Raw genomic sequence first — 15,392 nt, 5'->3', positions numbered from 1 at the left:
GGTCCTCACACCATCGGTATTCCGTTCTCGGCACAGGCCAGCGACACCACTTCGGCGTCGATGGTCTTGAGCCCGCGTGGCAGCGCCGCCGAGATGGTGTAAACCGCATCTCCACGCCAGAGGCCACCCTCTTCGTATACATTTGTGCGCAAATGGCGCGCGAAACCGTAACCACGGATCAACGCGTACTGCGCAGCGGCGCACTCGCTATAATCTTTGACGTCAGAGCCGCCACGGGCCCCGCGCATCTGTACAGAAAACTGCACCAGATCCCCTTCCAGCAGCCGCGTTTCGATCCCTTCATAGACCGGCACGAACGGCTGCGCCTGCTGCGTATCCGCGCAGGCGCTGAGGCTGGTGGCGCAAGCCAACAGGGATATGAAGGCGAGCCGCTTCACTTATTCCGCCGCGACCTGCGTCTGGTTGCGCAGCTTGGCGTTGCGCGACAGTTCAGCCATCAGCTCGGACGCCCGCGCGATGGGGTTGGTCAGCCAGAAGTCCTGAATGACGGGGCGGAAATCGGCCTGACCCAGGGTGCCTTCGGAAATCGGCGTCCATGCGTTTTCGGGCACCTCGTCGATCTGCGCCAGATGCGGCACCTCGGCAACCAGAGCCTGACGCAGCTGCGCCAGCGAATCCCACGGCTGGGTTGCGCCCAGCTCGGCGGACAGCGCCCGCAGGATCGCCCAGTTTTCCTTGGCCTCGCCGGGGGCAAAGCCCGCGCGCAGGGCCAGCTGGGGACGGCCTTCGGTGTTCACGAACAGGCCCTGTTCCTCGGTGTAGGCGGCACCCGGCAGGATCACGTCGGCGCGGTGCGCGCCACGATCGCCGTGCGAGCCTTGGTAGATGACAAACGCGCCTTCGCCGATTTCGACTTCGTCCGCGCCGAGGTTGTAGATCACGTCGGCCTCGTTGACCGCATCCATGCCACGCTCGTTGACCGCGCCCACGTCCATCGCGCCCACACGGGACGCGGCAGTGTGCAGGATCAGCAGCTTGGACTGCGCCGCTTCGGCCATCTTCATGACGGTGCCCAGAACGGCAGCGCCGTCGGCCTCGTTCAGGGCGCCCTGACCCACGATGATCACACCCGCTTCGTCGTGCTTGTCCGAGTGATCCATGGCGGCCAGTTTCGCCAGAGCCTCGCGGCCCGTACCGATTTCGGACACATCATAGGTCAGGTCCGCCGGCTGGCCGATCCGCGCCACCTTGGCGCCGTTCATCCACGCCTTGCGGATGCGTGCGTTCAGCACCGGCGCCTCATCACGCGGGTTGGTGCCGATCAGCAGAATGGTCTTGGCGGTGTCGATGTCCTCGATCGCCGCGGTGCCCACATAGGCAGAGCGATTCGCCGCGGGCAGTTTCGCGCCATCGGTGCGCGATTCGACCACGCCACCCAGACCTTCGATCACGTTTTTCAGGGCAAAGGCCGCCTCGACCGAAGCAAGGTTGCCGACGATGCCCGCCGCCTTGGTCGCGCCTTTCAGCTTTTCAGCGGTCAGCGACAGCGCTTCGGGCCAAGTCGCCGGACGCAGCTTGCCGTTCTCGCGCACATACGGGCGATCCAAACGCTGGCGGCGCAGACCATCCCAGACAAAGCGCGACTTGTCGGAAATCCATTCCTCGTTCACGCCGTCGTGGTTGCGCGGCATGATGCGCATCACTTCGCGGCCCTTGGTGTCGACGCGGATGTTGCTGCCAAGCGCGTCCATCACGTCGATGGTCTCGGTCTTGGTCAGCTCCCACGGGCGGGCGGTAAAGGCGTAGGGTTTCGACACCAGCGCGCCCACCGGGCACAGGTCAATGATGTTGCCCTGCATGTTCGAATCGAGCGTCTCGTTCAGATAAGACGTGATCTCTGCGTCCTCGCCCCGGCCGGTCTGGCCCATCTGGGTGATGCCCGCGACCTCGGTCGTAAAGCGCACGCAGCGGGTGCACGAAATGCAGCGGGTCATGTGGGTCTCGACCAACGGACCAAGGTCCAGATCGTCCACGGCGCGCTTGGGCTCGCGGAAGCGGCTGAAGTCGACGCCATAGGCCATCGCCTGATCTTGCAGGTCACACTCGCCACCCTGATCGCAGATCGGGCAATCCAGCGGGTGGTTGATGAGCAAAAACTCCATCACCCCTTCGCGGGCCTTCTTGACCATGGGCGAGTTGGTTTTCACAACCGGAGGCTGCCCTTCCGGGCCAGGGCGCAGATCGCGCACCTGCATGGCACAGGAGGCCGCCGGTTTGGGCGGGCCGCCGACCACTTCGACCAGACACATGCGGCAGTTGCCCGCAATGGAAAGCCGTTCGTGGTAGCAGAAACGCGGAACCTCGATCCCGGCCTCTTCGCAGGCCTGAATGAGGGTCATCGCCCCGTCTACTTCAATCTCGTTGCCATCGATGATGATCTTGCGCGTATCGGACATGCCCGAGCCTTTCCAGTTCCGTGGCTGGCAGCGCCCATCCGCAGATGGGCCGCGGTCGCGCGCTTTCTAGCGCGCCCCGCGTCGTGATACCAGACTTTAGGCGCAGGAATTGCCGGAAAAATCTTCGATAAACATGTATTTTCGCCCAGCCGCCCCAAAGTGTGATCACAAATTTAGGTAATTTTGGAACCTTTGGGTAAGAACTGCCCGTTTTCAGGGGCGGTTTGCGCAATTACTTTAAAAGAGACCCGATATTTGTGCCTTTTGCGATTTCGGCTCTGCCAAATGCGCACAGTTGGTCGCGATTGTCCGCGTCGACACCTTTGCTGGCGAGATACGACTCGGCCTTGGCGCGCATCCGGTCCTTTTCGGATTTGGATTTTGTATAGGCGTCGATTTCCGCGTTGGAATAGCCCAAAGCCTTGGCTTTGTTGCGCAAATCGTTGATGCGGCCAAGCGCGGTGAACAGGCGGGCGTCGATGCCGTCGCACTCTTTGCGGATCTCGTCGGCGATGGCGATGGCCATCAATCCGTTGTCGATGTCTGCCACGTCGCGCAGCGGCACCTTGGCAAAAGCGGGGGCCGCGAGGGCGACACAGAGGACAGCGGTGGGAATCAGGCGCATGGGTTGGCCTCCATTCGGAAAATCACTGCCTTCACATGGGGGCCGGCCCCAGTGTTATTCAATAGCGCGCCTCAAAACCGCAGATTTTCGGCGATTTTTCCCCATTGAGACGAAAGCGCCCGCCTGAGGTATCGGCAGACGGGCGCGTTCAAACGGTGTGATCACATTAATCGTCGCGGCACATGCCAAGGAAGGTCAACGTATCATTGTCCACCACAAGCGCCTCGCGCGGGGTATCGGGGCCGACATCCCAGTCAATATCCGAGGTGCCGTAGTATTTCAGACAATGCCGCGTGCCTTGGTATTCCGCCGCCTCGACCGCGCCATCAAAGGATTTTGACACCCCTTTGACAGAGGCAACAAAGTGCTGGCGGTCGCTGCGCGTGGTGCTTTTGGCGCTGGCGCGGAATTTTTGCCCGTCGAACAGCACGCCCGGCGCGCGTTTGATCCCGATCTTGGAACAGCCCGTCACCGACAGCGCCAAGGCCACCATAATCGCAATTCGCAACATACCTTTGTCCTCTCGCAGGGGCGCTCTGGAGGCGCCTTTGTTAACCGCAGTGTCCCCTTTGAGGCCGCGTGGGTCAAGCAGGTGTTATTGCTCGCCGCCCCTGATGGGGCGTCTCGCCCTGCCGCCCCGATTAAAACAAACGCAAACGCAAAACGGCGACCGCTGGGGCCGCCGTTTGAAATGTCTGTCTGGGTGTTTGTGTACCAGCGATCACTCCGCGGCGATCGTCCTGCCGCTTTGCTGCGCCTTGATGCGATCCTCGATCTCGTCGCGGAAGTTGCGGATCAGACCTTGGATCGGCCAGGCCGCCGCGTCGCCAAGGGCGCAGATGGTGTGGCCTTCGACCTGTTTGGTCACGTCCCAGAGCATGTCGATTTCCTCGGGGTCGGCGTTGCCGTTCACCAAACGCTCCATCACGCGCATCATCCAGCCGGTGCCCTCGCGGCACGGGGTGCACTGGCCGCAGCTCTCGTGCTTGTAGAACTTGGCCAGACGCCAGATGCCCTTGATGATGTCGGTCTGCTTGTCCATGACGATGACCGCCGCGGTGCCAAGGCCAGAGCCCAGCTCGCCGCGCAGGTAATCAAAGTCCATGATCGCATCGCGCATCTTTTCGCCGCGCACGCAAGGCACGGAAGAGCCGCCGGGAATCACCGCCTTGAGGTTGTCCCAACCGCCACGGATACCGCCGCAGTGCTTTTCGATTAGCTCTTCGAAGGAAATCGACATTTCCTCTTCGACGACGCAGGGCTTGTTCACGTGGCCAGAGATCGCGAACAGCTTGGTGCCCGCGTTGTTCTGGCGGCCAAAGCCTGCGAACCACGACGCGCCGCGGCGCAGGATGGTCGGCACAACGGCAATCGATTCGACATTGTTCACGGTGGTCGGGCAGCCGTACAGACCCGCGCCTGCCGGGAACGGCGGCTTCATGCGGGGCATACCCTTTTTGCCTTCGAGCGATTCGAGCAGCGCGGTTTCCTCGCCGCAGATGTACGCCCCTGCCCCGTGGTGCAGGTAGAGGTCGAAATCCCAGCCCGAACCCGCAGCGTTGCGGCCCAGCAGGCCGGCATCATAGGCCTCGTCAATCGCCGCTTGCAGCGCTTCACGCTCGCGGATGTATTCGCCGCGAATGTAGATGTAGCACGCGTGCGCCTGCATGGCGAAGGAGGCGATCAGGCAGCCCTCGATCAGCGTGTGCGGATCGTGGCGCATGATTTCGCGGTCCTTGCAGGTGCCCGGCTCGGATTCGTCAGCGTTCACAACCAGATAGGACGGGCGACCGTCGCTTTCCTTGGGCATGAAGGACCATTTGAGACCGGTGGGGAAGCCCGCCCCGCCGCGTCCGCGCAGGCCAGAGGCCTTCATCTCGTCGATGATCCAGTCCCGACCCTTTTGGATCAGGCCCGCCGTGCCATCCCAATGGCCACGCTTTTTCGCGCCATCAAGGGTGCGATCGTGCATCCCGTAGATATTGGTAAAGATCCGGTCCTGGTCCTGCAGCATCTCTCAGTCCTTGTTCTTCTGGCGCGCACGCCAGAGCCCGTAAATCATCCAAAAAGCCATCAAGAACCCCGCCCCGGCGGCGAGGTCAAAGAAGGCCCGCGTGCGCTGGCTCCAGTCCAGCGCCGCGCCCAGAGCGTTGGCGGCGACCCATCCGACAGCCACCCCGGCAATCAACAGGCCGATATTACGCCCTTGCCGGTTAAGCTCTTCAGAATCTGCCATCGTCGTTCCGGCCCTTATTTAGCCAATTTGGCGGCTTGTGCCACCCATCCATTGCGCGAGGCGCGTCCGCGCACCCCGGCAATATTGTCGTCAATCCAAGCGACATTGGCCTCGGACCATGCTGCCACTTGCGAAAACTGGTATATACCCGCCTCGTTTAGCGCCTTTGCAAGCTTAGGTCCAACCCCTTCGAGCGCGGTCAGATCATCCGCCTTGGCGGGTGCGCTTGCCAAAGTGGCCGGTTTGGCCGGGCCTTTGGGTGCCTCGGCCTTGGGGGCCGGTTTGGGCGTCTCGGCCTTGGGGGCGGGCTTGGCGGTTTCGGCTTTTGGGGCGGATTTGGGAGCTTCGGCTTTGACCTCTGGCTTGGGAGCCGGCTTCGGGGTCTCTGCCTTGGGCGCGGATCCGGCTTTCGGCGCAGAGATCGCAGGCGCGGCTTTCACTTCTGCCTTGGGGGCGGGCTTTGGAGCCTCGGCCTTGGCCGCAGGTTTGGCGGCAGGCTTCGGAGCCTCTTTCGCCACGGGTTCGACCAGTTTTGGCTTGGGGGCCGCTTTGGGCGCAGCCTTGGCGGCGGGCTTTTCTGCAACCTTTGCCTTGGCGGCGGGCGCAGGTTTGGCGGCGGGTTCGGTCGGGGCACCAATCCCCCCAAAGCCCAGCTGCATCCCCTGCCACGGCAAGAACGCCAGCTTTATCATGCCTTGGCTGGTTTCCATCGCAAACCGCGTCTGCATCGCCATCAGCTTTACAACCGGCGAGAAATCAGGGGTCATTGCAAAAATCGGAGTATTCATGGTCACGTCATCGCTCCATTGACTAAGAGGCGCGGACAATCCGCACCTGCTTGAGCGCCGTTCCTCCCCAACAGTGCAATATCAGGCCTTGCATACAGCACAGCCGTACGCAAGGCATAGTGGTGTCGCAGGGGTTAGTAAACCTCCCCTTTATCGACACGTTTCGAGAATTCGGTGTCGCCACCGGCGGCCAGGATCTTGGCCTGTTCGACCCAGCCGTCGCGGCTGACACGGCCCTTGAACCCGCCAAGGTTGGCGTCAACCCAAGCGACCTCTGCGTCCGTCCAGGCTGCGATCTGGTCAAAGTGATAGACCCCAAGGCTATGGCACAGCTTTTCCAGCTTGGGACCGACCCCTTTGATTTCCTTGAGATTATCGGCACCGCCATCGCGCGGAGCATCCATCAGTTGGGGCTTTTCGCCCTCATCGGTGCCCTCTTTGACGCCGTCGCCGTCAAAGTCGGGAGTCGTCTCGGCGGCAGCGGCCTTGGCTTCCTTGGCCGGGGCTTCGTACTTCCAAGAGCCCTTGCGCGTCGCCAGTTCAGCCTCGCCAGCCAAAGGCGTCGAGGGCTTTAGAACAGCCGCAGGCGCGGCGGCGCTGCTGGTTTCCTGAGCAGGCACCGGGGCCGCGTCGGCGGTGTCAGGCGCAGGGGCTTCGGTTGCGGCGGTGTCGTCCGCCTGAGCCGCTGGGTCTGCCGAGGCGTCGGCGCCCGCAGCGTCCGACGCCGTGGCTTCGTATTTCCACTCGCCCTTGCGTGTTGCCAGTTCGGCGGTCCCCGCCAACGCTTTGGACGGTTTTACCAGCGCCTCTCCCGACGCGGCGGGCGCATCGGTCTCGGCAGTCGGGGCATCGGCAGGCGCATCCTCGGCAGGCGTGTCGTCTGCGACGGTGTCTTCAGCGGCGGCCTCGCCTTCGTACTTCCACTCGCCTTTGCGATCGGCCAGCTCAGCCTCACCGGCCAAAGCGGCCGAGGCCTTTACAACCGAATCGCTGGCCGTGGCCGCGCCCGCGTCACCCGCAGCAGCAGGGGTCACCGGTTCGATCAACTCATCGCTGGAAAACTTCGCCGGTTCCGGCAGCGGCGCGCAGAACAGCCACGTCAGCAGCAGCCCAAGCAACACAAAAGTGATCGCGCCCAAAACAACCGCGGTAAAGACGCCCTGGCCACCCGCGACCACCAGCATCACCGCTGCGAACAGACCCATAAGAGCCGCGCCGCCCCATGTCTTGACGGCGCAACCGCTCTGTCCATTCATCTCATTCATCCCATGTCCCTCCAGGTTGAGCAGTCTTTTTGTTAACTTATTCTTAGGTTAACTATTGCTTCTAAAAGGACAAAGGGCAAATCCCGAGTTTATTCCCCGGATAGGACTTTAGCCTGAGCCACCCACTCATCGCGGGTCGCGCGGCCCTTGAACCCTTCGAGATTCGCATCCACCCAAGCCAGTTCCGCCTCGGTAAAGGCGGCGATCTGCGAGAAGTGGAAAATGCCCATGCCGTGCAGCATCTCTTCGAGCTTGGGACCGATGCCTTTGACGCGCTTGAGATCATCCGCCTGCCCGTCCTTGGGGGCACTCAGCGCTTCGGGCTTGGTGCCCACCTCTTCGGCCGGAACCGAGTCGCTCTCGGGCTTGGCGGTGGGCTGAGCCTGCGCCTCGCGCTCGTCGATGCCGGTCTTGTCGGCGGGCTGGCCTTCGGACGGCTTGATCTTGATCTCTTCGCCGCCCGGCGCACGGGTGCCCGACGCATCGCCCCAAGGCGCGCGCAGCGGCACTTCGGTGCCATCGATGCGTTTGACCGTGTCGCCGATGTCATGCGCCAGCTGCGCCGAGGCGTTCAGCGTGATGTTGGCGTTGACGTATTCGGTGAGCGAGGTGATGCCGCCCAGAGGCTCTGCGGCGAAACGACCGTTCTGGGGGCCGACCTGCGGGACTTCGCCCTTGCCCAGACGGGTCAGCAGGTCGCGCAGGCTGTCGGCGGTCAGATCTTCGTAATAATCCTTACCGATCTGGGCCATGGGCGCGTTGGTGCAAGCGCCAAGGCACTCGACCTCTTCCCAAGAGAACTTGCCATCGGCGGACAGCGTGTGCGGCTTGTCGGCGATCATCTCTTTGCAGACCGCGATCAGGTCTTCGGCGCCGCAGATCATGCAGGACAGGGTGCCACAGATCTGGATATGCGCGACCGCGCCCACCGGCTGCATCTGGAACATAAAGTAGAACGACGCCACTTCGAGCGCGCGAATATAGGCCATGCCCAGCATGTCCGCGACGGTTTCAATCGCCGGACGGGACAGCCAGCCCTCTTGTTCCTGCGCGCGCCACAGCAGCGGGATGATCGCGCTGGCTTGGCGGCCTGCGGGATACTTGGTGATCTGCTCTTTGGCCCAGGCGAGGTTCGCCGGAGTGAATTCAAAGCTCTCGGGTTGTTCGTGGTGCAGTCGACGCAGCATGGCAACGTTTCCGTTCTTATCTACGGGGGATCGGCCCCCGGTTATTCCCTAACCCCCTGAGACGCAGGGGAAAATCTTAGACCTCTTTGGGCGTGCAGACCCCGGTGACCAGACGCACACCGCCGTTCTCAAGGCTGACTGCCTCGTCGGTGCTGACCTTGTAGGACGCCACTTCAAGCAGCTTTTCGCGGGTCAGACCGGTTTGCAGTTCCACCGGCAGATAGTCGCTTTCGCCCACCAGATCGCAGCCGATCGAGGCCACGGCGGCATCGAACTGCTCCAGATCCTGCTGGGTGACGTCCTTGGGCGGCATCACGCAGGCGGCGGTCATGCCAAGGGCGGCACAGGCAAAAGCGATCTTCTTCATCTTTGGTCCCTCGTACACCGGCCGTTCTGGCCAATTTCTTTAGTTCGCCGGACAGGTCTTGAGCCGCACCGAACCGGAGCCGTGCAGCACCTCTTCGCGGTCATCCAGCACCTCTCCGCCGTCCTCCAACTTCTTGCTCAAAGCCTTGATCAATTCGGAATCCAGCCCGGCGGGATAGTTAAAACGCTCGATCACCAACTGGGCATAGGCGCGTTCGATCAGCGCGAGTTCCTGTTTGTTGGACGCCGTCAGCGTGCAATCGGGCGCTTGGCGCAGCAGATCGGCCAGCAGGTTGGCAAAGACCACGTCCGGCATGACCTCAAGGTTGCGCAAAAAGATTTCGCGCGCCTCGGTGTTTTGCTCAACGGCGGCAGCCTCAACAGCGGCGCGCTCCTCGGCCTCGATCTGGGCGGCCATGGCGGGGCCGATGATCGGCTCGCAATTGGCCAGTTGCCAGACGTCCCCGCCCGCGCGCAGCGAACAGATAAAGCTGTGCCCGCCGTTGGCGACAACCAAAGAGCCGTCCATCACACCCACAACGTCAAAGCCCTTGGCGTCATCGAACACGGGCATCCCCTGCGCCAGCGCGGGCGCAGCGAAGCCGATGGTCAGGAACGCCAAGGTGCGGATCATCGGTCGATTTCCCCGAACACCACGTCCATGGTGCCGATGATCGCCGCGACATCCGCCAGCTGGTGGCCCTTTGCGACGTGGTCCATCGCCTGCAAGTGCAGGTAACCCGGCGCGCGCAGCTTGGCGCGGTACGGCTTGTTGGTGCCATCGGCCACGAGATAGACGCCGAACTCGCCCTTGGGCGCCTCAACGGCGGCGTAAACCTCGCCTGCGGGGACGTGGAAGCCCTCGGTGTACAGCTTGAAGTGGTGGATCAGGCTTTCCATCGAGGTCTTCATCTCGCCGCGCTTGGGCGGGGTGAACTTGCCACGGGCCAGAACGTCGCCCTGCCCTTCGGGCGCGCGCAGCTTGGCAATCGCCTGATGGATGATCTTGACCGACTGGCGCATCTCTTCCATGCGGCACAGGTAACGGTCGTAGCAGTCGCCGTTCTTGCCCACCGGGATTTGGAAGTCGAACTCATCGTAGCACTCATAGGGCTGGGCGCGGCGCAAATCCCACGCCAGACCCGAGCCGCGCACCATCACGCCGCTAAAGCCCCACTCGTTGATCTCTTCTTCGTTGACCACACCGATGTCGCAGTTGCGCTGTTTAAAGATGCGGTTCTCGGTCAGCAGGCCGTCGATGTCGTCCAGCTTGGCCGGGAATTCATTCGCCCAGGTTTCGATGTCGTCGATCAGCGCCGGGGGCAGGTCCTGATGGACACCGCCGGGGCGGAAATAGGCGGCGTGCAGACGGGCACCACAGGCGCGCTCATAGAACACCATCAGCTTTTCACGTTCCTCAAAGCCCCAGAGCGGCGGCGTCAGCGCGCCCACATCCATGGCCTGCGTGGTCACGTTCAGCAGGTGGTTCAGCACCCGGCCAATTTCCGAATACAGCACACGGATAAGCGACGCGCGGCGCGGCACTTCGATCTCGCAGAGCTTTTCGATGGCCAGACACCAGGCGTGTTCCTGGTTCATCGGCGCCACGTAGTCGAGGCGGTCGAAATACGGCAGGTTTTGCAGGTAAGTCCGGCTCTCCATGAGCTTTTCCGTCCCGCGGTGCAGCAGACCAATGTGCGGATCGCAGCGTTCCACGATCTCGCCGTCCAGTTCCAGAACCAGACGCAACACCCCGTGCGCGGCAGGGTGCTGCGGGCCGAAGTTGATGTTGAAATTGCGGATTTTCTGCTCGCCCGTCAGGGCGTCGTCAAATTTGGAGCCGTCCATCATTTGTCTACTCCTTGTGCTTCCAAGGGCGAAAGCCAGCAACCCAGATTAGGACGATGGCCGCGGGCGGAAATGCTGCCAAAAGAGACCACCATTTCGACAGTCCTACGCGCGGCAGCATGCGCCAGAGAGGAAACGCCACGAGACCAAGCGACACGACCGAAATTTGTGCGACGATGACCGACGCCTCTAGCCAGAGAAGCATGGTTTTCCAGCCGCTTGCCCCCGAAATCGGCGCAACCACAAACTGGTCCATTGGTTCGAATTCCATAGCCTATCACCGTCATCCCTCTTTCTGCGCCTCTTTCTCATCGCCGGGCAGGACGTATTGCGCGCCTTCCCACGGGGACATGAAATCAAACTGGCGGTATTCCTGCGTCAGGCTGACCGGTTCGTAGACGACGCGCTTTTGCTCTTCGTCGTAGCGCACTTCGGTGTAGCCCGTGGTCGGGAAGTCCTTGCGCAGCGGGTAGCCGCGAAAGCCGTAGTCCGTGAGGATGCGGCGCAGGTCCGGGTGGCCCGAGAACAGGATGCCGAACATGTCGAACACTTCACGCTCGAACCAGTTGGCCGACGGGTGCACGTTGACGATCGACGGCACCATCTCGTCCTCGCGGATCGAGACGCGCAGGCGGATGCGCTGGTTCTGGTACATCGACAGGAAGTGGTAAACCACGTCGAACCGCTTGGGGCGGTCGGGGTAATCCACCGCCGTGATGTCCACCAGCGTGGAAAAGCGGCAGGTCGGGTCGGTCTTGAGAAACTCGACAAAGCCCGCGACGTTCGCCGGGGCCACGTCGATGTTCAGCTCGCCGTGCGTCACATCCCATGCGATGACGCAATCGGGGCGTTTCAGCTCGATATGGGTGCCAAGCTCTTTCACTGGAGCGCCTCCATCGTGGTGTTGGTCGGATCGGCAAATTCCCACGCCGCCGTGCTGCCGCCATACATGGTGGACACGCGCGTCAGGAGCGCCTCGAATGTTGAAATGATCGCTGCCTCGGGCAGCACCCGCGTGGTCAGGCGCAGCTCATAGACCGGCTCGGCGGTCTCGTCTGCGTCGTCCACCAGAATCTCGAAACGCGCGGTGGGCAGCGTTCCCGCCGCCTTGACCATGCGCTCTGCCGCGCCAAGCGCGCTTTCGGCAAGCTCGGGGTCCGGGAACTCTGCGATGAAATCCATCCAGACCTCCTGGTCCAGACGCATCCCCTGCTGTTCAAAGCTGGACAGCATCGCGGTGTTCTCTTCCACCAACGCCTGCGACGGCGCGATCTGCGCGGCGCCTTGGCTCATCGGGTGATGGTCCCCGTGCGGCGCATCTTCTTTTGCAGCGCGAGGATGCCGTAAACCAGCGCCTCTGCCGTCGGCGGGCAGCCGGGCACGTAGACGTCGACCGGCACGATGCGGTCACAGCCGCGCACCACGGAATAGCTGTAGTGATAGTAGCCGCCGCCGTTCGCGCAAGACCCCATAGAGATCACGTAACGCGGTTCGGGCATCTGGTCATAGACCTTGCGCAGCGCCGGGGCCATCTTGTTGGTCAAGGTGCCCGCAACGATCATCAGGTCCGACTGACGCGGCGAGGCGCGCGGCGCGGTGCCAAACCGCTCAAGGTCGTAGCGCGGCATCGAGGTGTGCATCATCTCGACGGCGCAGCAGGCCAGACCAAAGGTCATCCAGTGCAGCGAGCCGGTGCGCGCCCAGTTGATGATGTCCTCTGTCGAGGTCAGCAAAAAGCCCTTGTCCTGCAACTCGGCGTTCAGCGCCTGGGTTGCGTGTTCGCGATCACCGCCAGCGGTGTTCAGACCGGTCATCACTCCCATTCGAGCGCCCCCTTCTTCCATTCGTAGGCAAAGCCAGCGGTCAGCACGCCGAGGAATACCATCATCGACCAAAAGCCCACCATGCTCACGTCCTTGAAGGCCACGGCCCAGGGGAACAGGAATGCGATTTCGAGGTCAAAAATGATAAAGAGGATCGACACGAGGTAGAACCGTACGTCGAACTTCATCCGGGCGTCATCGAATGCGTTGAACCCGCATTCATAGGCCGACACTTTTTCCGGGTCCGGGTTGCGCACCGCGACGAGGATGGCGGCGAAAATGAAGACGAGACCAATGGCGATGGCCACGGCCAGGAAAACGAGGATGGGAAGGTATTCCCGCAGCATCTCTTCCACGAGGCGGCTCCTTCGATGTCATGCGTGGATCGCATGGTGGCTCATGCGTTCACGTGCTGACTTATCCCTACGCGCCCCAAGGGTCAACAAGTCGCAGCGATATTCAAAAGATTGAAATCAAATAGGCTTTTGGTCGTATTTTCTTGATTTTCCCTTTGTGTACAAGGGAATACCAAATTTTCCCTTGGATTGCGAGGCGTTGGGCGCGCGCAAGGGTCGCGGGATTTCTTTGGTAAGCCAAAGGTTAAGCCGCCGGAATGGGCAGGTGAGTCTCTTTTGCCGCAGGTTACAGCGTGACAATCACCACATAGGCCGCAAGACCCGCCATGACGGTGGTCACGGGGAACCAAACTGCGCGTTCGCGCGCACTTGGGGTGATGCCGTTGAGGATCATTGTGATCACAGACACGCTTAGCGCCGCGTAAGCCGTCCATCTTGGCCAGCCGAGACCGGGAAATCCGGCGGCGCTGAGGATTGCAAAGCCTTGGAACGCCAGCACCGGGATCGACACGGCGGCGATGATCCGTCCCTTGGCGTTCAGCGCGCCCTTTTGCTGGCCGCCTTGGGTGTATTCCCCCAAGGGCGCGCCCGCGATCAGCGCGATCTGGAAAAAGATCACGGCAAGGCAAGCGGTTGCGTAAAGATGCGCGATTTGGGTCAGCATGACTTACTGTGCCCAGGGCGCGGGGCGTTTGTCAAAGAACGCGCCGATGCCCTCGCGCGCCTCGTTGCCCTGCCAGCGTTTGGCCAGCGCGTCGATGGCGCGGTCCACCTGGGCCTGCGTCACCTGCCCGCCCAAGGCGCGCAGCAACGCCTTGCCGTCCCGCACCGCCCCCGGCGCGCAGGCGAGATAGGGCGCAACCTCGGCCTCGACGGCGGCGTCGAGGTCTTCGGCAGGCACGGCGCGGGTCAGCACCCCGAGGTCCACGGCCTTTGCCGCGTCAAAGATCACCCCGTTCATGAACATCTGCGCCGCCTTCACCGCGCCGAGCCGCGCAACCACATAAGGGCCAATATTCGCCGGGATCAGCCCCAGCTTGACCTCGGTCAGCCCCATCTTGACGGTTTCGGCCCCGATGGTCACGTCACAGACACAAGCCAGCCCGACCCCGCCGCCAAAGGCATTGCCCTGCACCCGCCCGATCAGCGGCTGCGGCAAGGCATAAAGCGCGCCAAGCGCCGTGGCGATCCGCGCGCTTTCGCTGCGCTGGGTCTCGGCGTCCATCTCGAACTGCGCTCGCATCCACGCCAGATCGCCGCCCGCGCAAAAGCTGCGCCCCTCAGCGGCCAGCACGACCACGCGAATGCTGTCGTCTTGCCCCAGCGCCTGCGCCGCGCTTTCAAGGTCGATCATCATCTGCGCCGACAGGGCATTGTGCTTGTCCGCCCGCGTTAACCAAATCGTCGCCACACCGCGCGGATCACGGTCAATTCGGATCAAATCAGACATGGGCTTTTCTCCTTGGGTCAAAGGCTTCGGACGCGCCGTTCAGGTATCGCGCGATGGTTAACGCGCTGCTTTTAAAGCGCTACACGAGCGACCGCGCGCAACGCCTTGTCTTTAAGGGGTTTCTAGGCGGATCGCATGGCGCGCGCCATCTGTGCCGCTTGGGACAATGTCTCGCGGTCCAACCCCGTCTCATACCCCAGCGCGGAGACGTGATCATGGACGGCTTCGGTCGCCACATTGCCCGCAGCGCCGGGCGCATAGGGACAGCCGCCAAGCCCGCCAACTGCCGCGTCGAACACCCGCAGGCCACGCGCCAATGCCACGTCCACGTTGGCCAAGGCCATCCCGCCGGTGTCGTGGAAATGCCCCGCCAGACGCTCCGCTGGCAGCTCGTTCAACACCGCGCTCAGCATAGCGTCCACCGCCTCGGGCCGCCCGCGTCCGATGGTGTCGCCAAGCGAGACCTCGTAGCAGCCCATGTCGCGCAAGGCCGCCACGACCCGCGCCACCGCGCCCGGCGCGACCGCCCCGTCATAGGGGCATTCCACGACGCAAGACACGTAGCCCCGCATCGGCACGCCCGCCGCTTTCGCTGCCGCGGACACCGGCACGAACCGCGCGAGGCTCTCGTCAATGCTGGCGTTGATGTTCGCCCGGCTGAACCCTTCGGAGGCCGCGCCAAAGATCGCCACCTCGTCCGCTTTCGCCGCAAAGGCCCGTTCTAGCCCCTTCAGGTTCGGCGTCAAAGCCGCATAGGACACGCCATGTGACCGCGAGATCCCCGCCAAAACCTCGGCGCTGTCGGCCATCTGCGGCACCCATTTGGGGCTGACAAAACTGGCGCATTCGATACGCGCAAACCCCGCTTCGCTCAGGCAATCGACCAAGGCGATCTTGTCCGAGGTCGCAATCTGCCGCGCCTCGTTCTGCAATCCGTCCCGAGGGCCAACCTCGAAAATCTCAACGAAATCCGCCATCTGCGAGCCTCTCCTCTTGCGATACCTTCAGCAGGACACGTCACGGTGCGGCCT

20 protein-coding genes are annotated in these 15,392 nt (G+C 62.6%); all 20 read right to left on the bottom strand.

Annotated features, from left to right (window positions below; all coding sequences use genetic code 11):
• Positions 1 to 5: 5 nt before the first annotated feature.
• On the bottom strand, positions 6 to 398 hold the full coding sequence (locus B9A11_RS12620) for a hypothetical protein (RefSeq protein WP_186009217.1): 393 nt from the start codon (positions 396 to 398) through the stop codon (positions 6 to 8).
• A complete protein-coding gene (gene nuoG / locus B9A11_RS12615; protein WP_058248400.1) occupies positions 399 to 2,417 on the bottom strand; it encodes an NADH-quinone oxidoreductase subunit NuoG in 2,019 nt (672 codons plus the stop codon).
• Positions 2,418 to 2,649: 232 nt separating this feature from the next.
• Positions 2,650 to 3,042: a DUF5333 domain-containing protein gene (locus B9A11_RS12610; RefSeq protein ID WP_058248399.1), complete on the bottom strand. Its 393-nt coding sequence runs from the start codon at positions 3,040 to 3,042 to the stop codon at positions 2,650 to 2,652.
• Positions 3,043 to 3,208: 166 nt separating this feature from the next.
• Positions 3,209 to 3,553: a hypothetical protein gene (locus B9A11_RS12605; protein WP_058248398.1), complete on the bottom strand. Its 345-nt coding sequence runs from the start codon at positions 3,551 to 3,553 to the stop codon at positions 3,209 to 3,211.
• A 210-nt stretch (positions 3,554 to 3,763) separates the two neighbouring features.
• Positions 3,764 to 5,056, bottom strand: coding sequence for an NADH-quinone oxidoreductase subunit NuoF (gene nuoF / locus B9A11_RS12600; protein WP_058248397.1), 1,293 nt, complete (start codon positions 5,054 to 5,056; stop codon positions 3,764 to 3,766).
• 3 nt (positions 5,057 to 5,059) lie between these two features.
• Positions 5,060 to 5,278, bottom strand: a complete 219-nt coding sequence (locus B9A11_RS12595; protein ID WP_058248396.1) for a DUF5337 domain-containing protein — start codon at positions 5,276 to 5,278, stop codon at positions 5,060 to 5,062.
• 14 nt (positions 5,279 to 5,292) lie between these two features.
• On the bottom strand, positions 5,293 to 6,066 hold the full coding sequence (locus tag B9A11_RS22475; protein ID WP_143595878.1) for a hypothetical protein: 774 nt from the start codon (positions 6,064 to 6,066) through the stop codon (positions 5,293 to 5,295).
• Positions 6,067 to 6,200: 134 nt separating this feature from the next.
• On the bottom strand, positions 6,201 to 7,331 hold the full coding sequence (locus B9A11_RS22150; RefSeq protein ID WP_234988824.1) for a hypothetical protein: 1,131 nt from the start codon (positions 7,329 to 7,331) through the stop codon (positions 6,201 to 6,203).
• Between the two features lie 89 nt (positions 7,332 to 7,420).
• On the bottom strand, positions 7,421 to 8,518 hold the full coding sequence (locus B9A11_RS12580) for an NADH-quinone oxidoreductase subunit E (protein WP_058248394.1): 1,098 nt from the start codon (positions 8,516 to 8,518) through the stop codon (positions 7,421 to 7,423).
• Positions 8,519 to 8,594: 76 nt separating this feature from the next.
• Positions 8,595 to 8,885: a hypothetical protein gene (locus tag B9A11_RS12575; protein WP_058248393.1), complete on the bottom strand. Its 291-nt coding sequence runs from the start codon at positions 8,883 to 8,885 to the stop codon at positions 8,595 to 8,597.
• 39 nt (positions 8,886 to 8,924) lie between these two features.
• The gene (locus B9A11_RS12570) at positions 8,925 to 9,518 is read right to left on the bottom strand and encodes a hypothetical protein (protein WP_058248392.1); all 594 of its coding nucleotides are present in this window, start codon (positions 9,516 to 9,518) and stop codon (positions 8,925 to 8,927) included.
• Positions 9,515 to 10,732 (bottom strand): NADH-quinone oxidoreductase subunit D, encoded by a 1,218-nt coding sequence (locus tag B9A11_RS12565; RefSeq protein ID WP_186009216.1) that lies wholly within the window; start codon positions 10,730 to 10,732, stop codon positions 9,515 to 9,517. Before B9A11_RS12565 ends, B9A11_RS12570 begins: the two co-directional genes overlap by 4 nt.
• A gap of 7 nt (positions 10,733 to 10,739) precedes the next feature.
• Positions 10,740 to 11,003, bottom strand: a complete 264-nt coding sequence (locus tag B9A11_RS12560; protein WP_058248390.1) for a hypothetical protein — start codon at positions 11,001 to 11,003, stop codon at positions 10,740 to 10,742.
• Positions 11,004 to 11,015: 12 nt separating this feature from the next.
• Entirely contained in the window at positions 11,016 to 11,615 is a 600-nt protein-coding gene (locus B9A11_RS12555; RefSeq protein WP_058248389.1) for an NADH-quinone oxidoreductase subunit C, read from the bottom strand.
• Positions 11,612 to 12,025, bottom strand: a complete 414-nt coding sequence (locus B9A11_RS12550; protein ID WP_058248388.1) for a ribonuclease E inhibitor RraB — start codon at positions 12,023 to 12,025, stop codon at positions 11,612 to 11,614. Before B9A11_RS12550 ends, B9A11_RS12555 begins: the two co-directional genes overlap by 4 nt.
• Entirely contained in the window at positions 12,022 to 12,546 is a 525-nt protein-coding gene (locus tag B9A11_RS12545; RefSeq protein ID WP_143595881.1) for a NuoB/complex I 20 kDa subunit family protein, read from the bottom strand. Before B9A11_RS12545 ends, B9A11_RS12550 begins: the two co-directional genes overlap by 4 nt.
• Positions 12,546 to 12,911 carry an NADH-quinone oxidoreductase subunit A gene (locus B9A11_RS12540; RefSeq protein ID WP_058248386.1) on the bottom strand — a complete coding sequence of 122 codons (366 nt, stop codon included), beginning with the start codon at positions 12,909 to 12,911 and terminating at the stop codon, positions 12,546 to 12,548. The genes B9A11_RS12545 and B9A11_RS12540 overlap by 1 nt, the downstream gene beginning before the upstream one ends.
• A 286-nt stretch (positions 12,912 to 13,197) precedes the next feature.
• Positions 13,198 to 13,575, bottom strand: a complete 378-nt coding sequence (locus B9A11_RS12535; protein ID WP_143595877.1) for a hypothetical protein — start codon at positions 13,573 to 13,575, stop codon at positions 13,198 to 13,200.
• A 3-nt stretch (positions 13,576 to 13,578) separates the two neighbouring features.
• On the bottom strand, positions 13,579 to 14,361 hold the full coding sequence (locus tag B9A11_RS12530) for a crotonase/enoyl-CoA hydratase family protein (RefSeq protein WP_058248385.1): 783 nt from the start codon (positions 14,359 to 14,361) through the stop codon (positions 13,579 to 13,581).
• A 122-nt stretch (positions 14,362 to 14,483) separates the two neighbouring features.
• Complete coding sequence (locus tag B9A11_RS12525) at positions 14,484 to 15,338, bottom strand: hydroxymethylglutaryl-CoA lyase (protein ID WP_058248384.1); 855 nt, start codon at positions 15,336 to 15,338, stop codon at positions 14,484 to 14,486.
• Positions 15,339 to 15,392 lie beyond the last annotated feature (54 nt).

The organism is Tropicibacter naphthalenivorans, assembly GCF_900176475.1.
Lineage (GTDB): Bacteria > Pseudomonadota > Alphaproteobacteria > Rhodobacterales > Rhodobacteraceae > Tropicibacter > Tropicibacter naphthalenivorans.
This window is presented reverse-complemented; position numbering and strand designations above follow the sequence as displayed.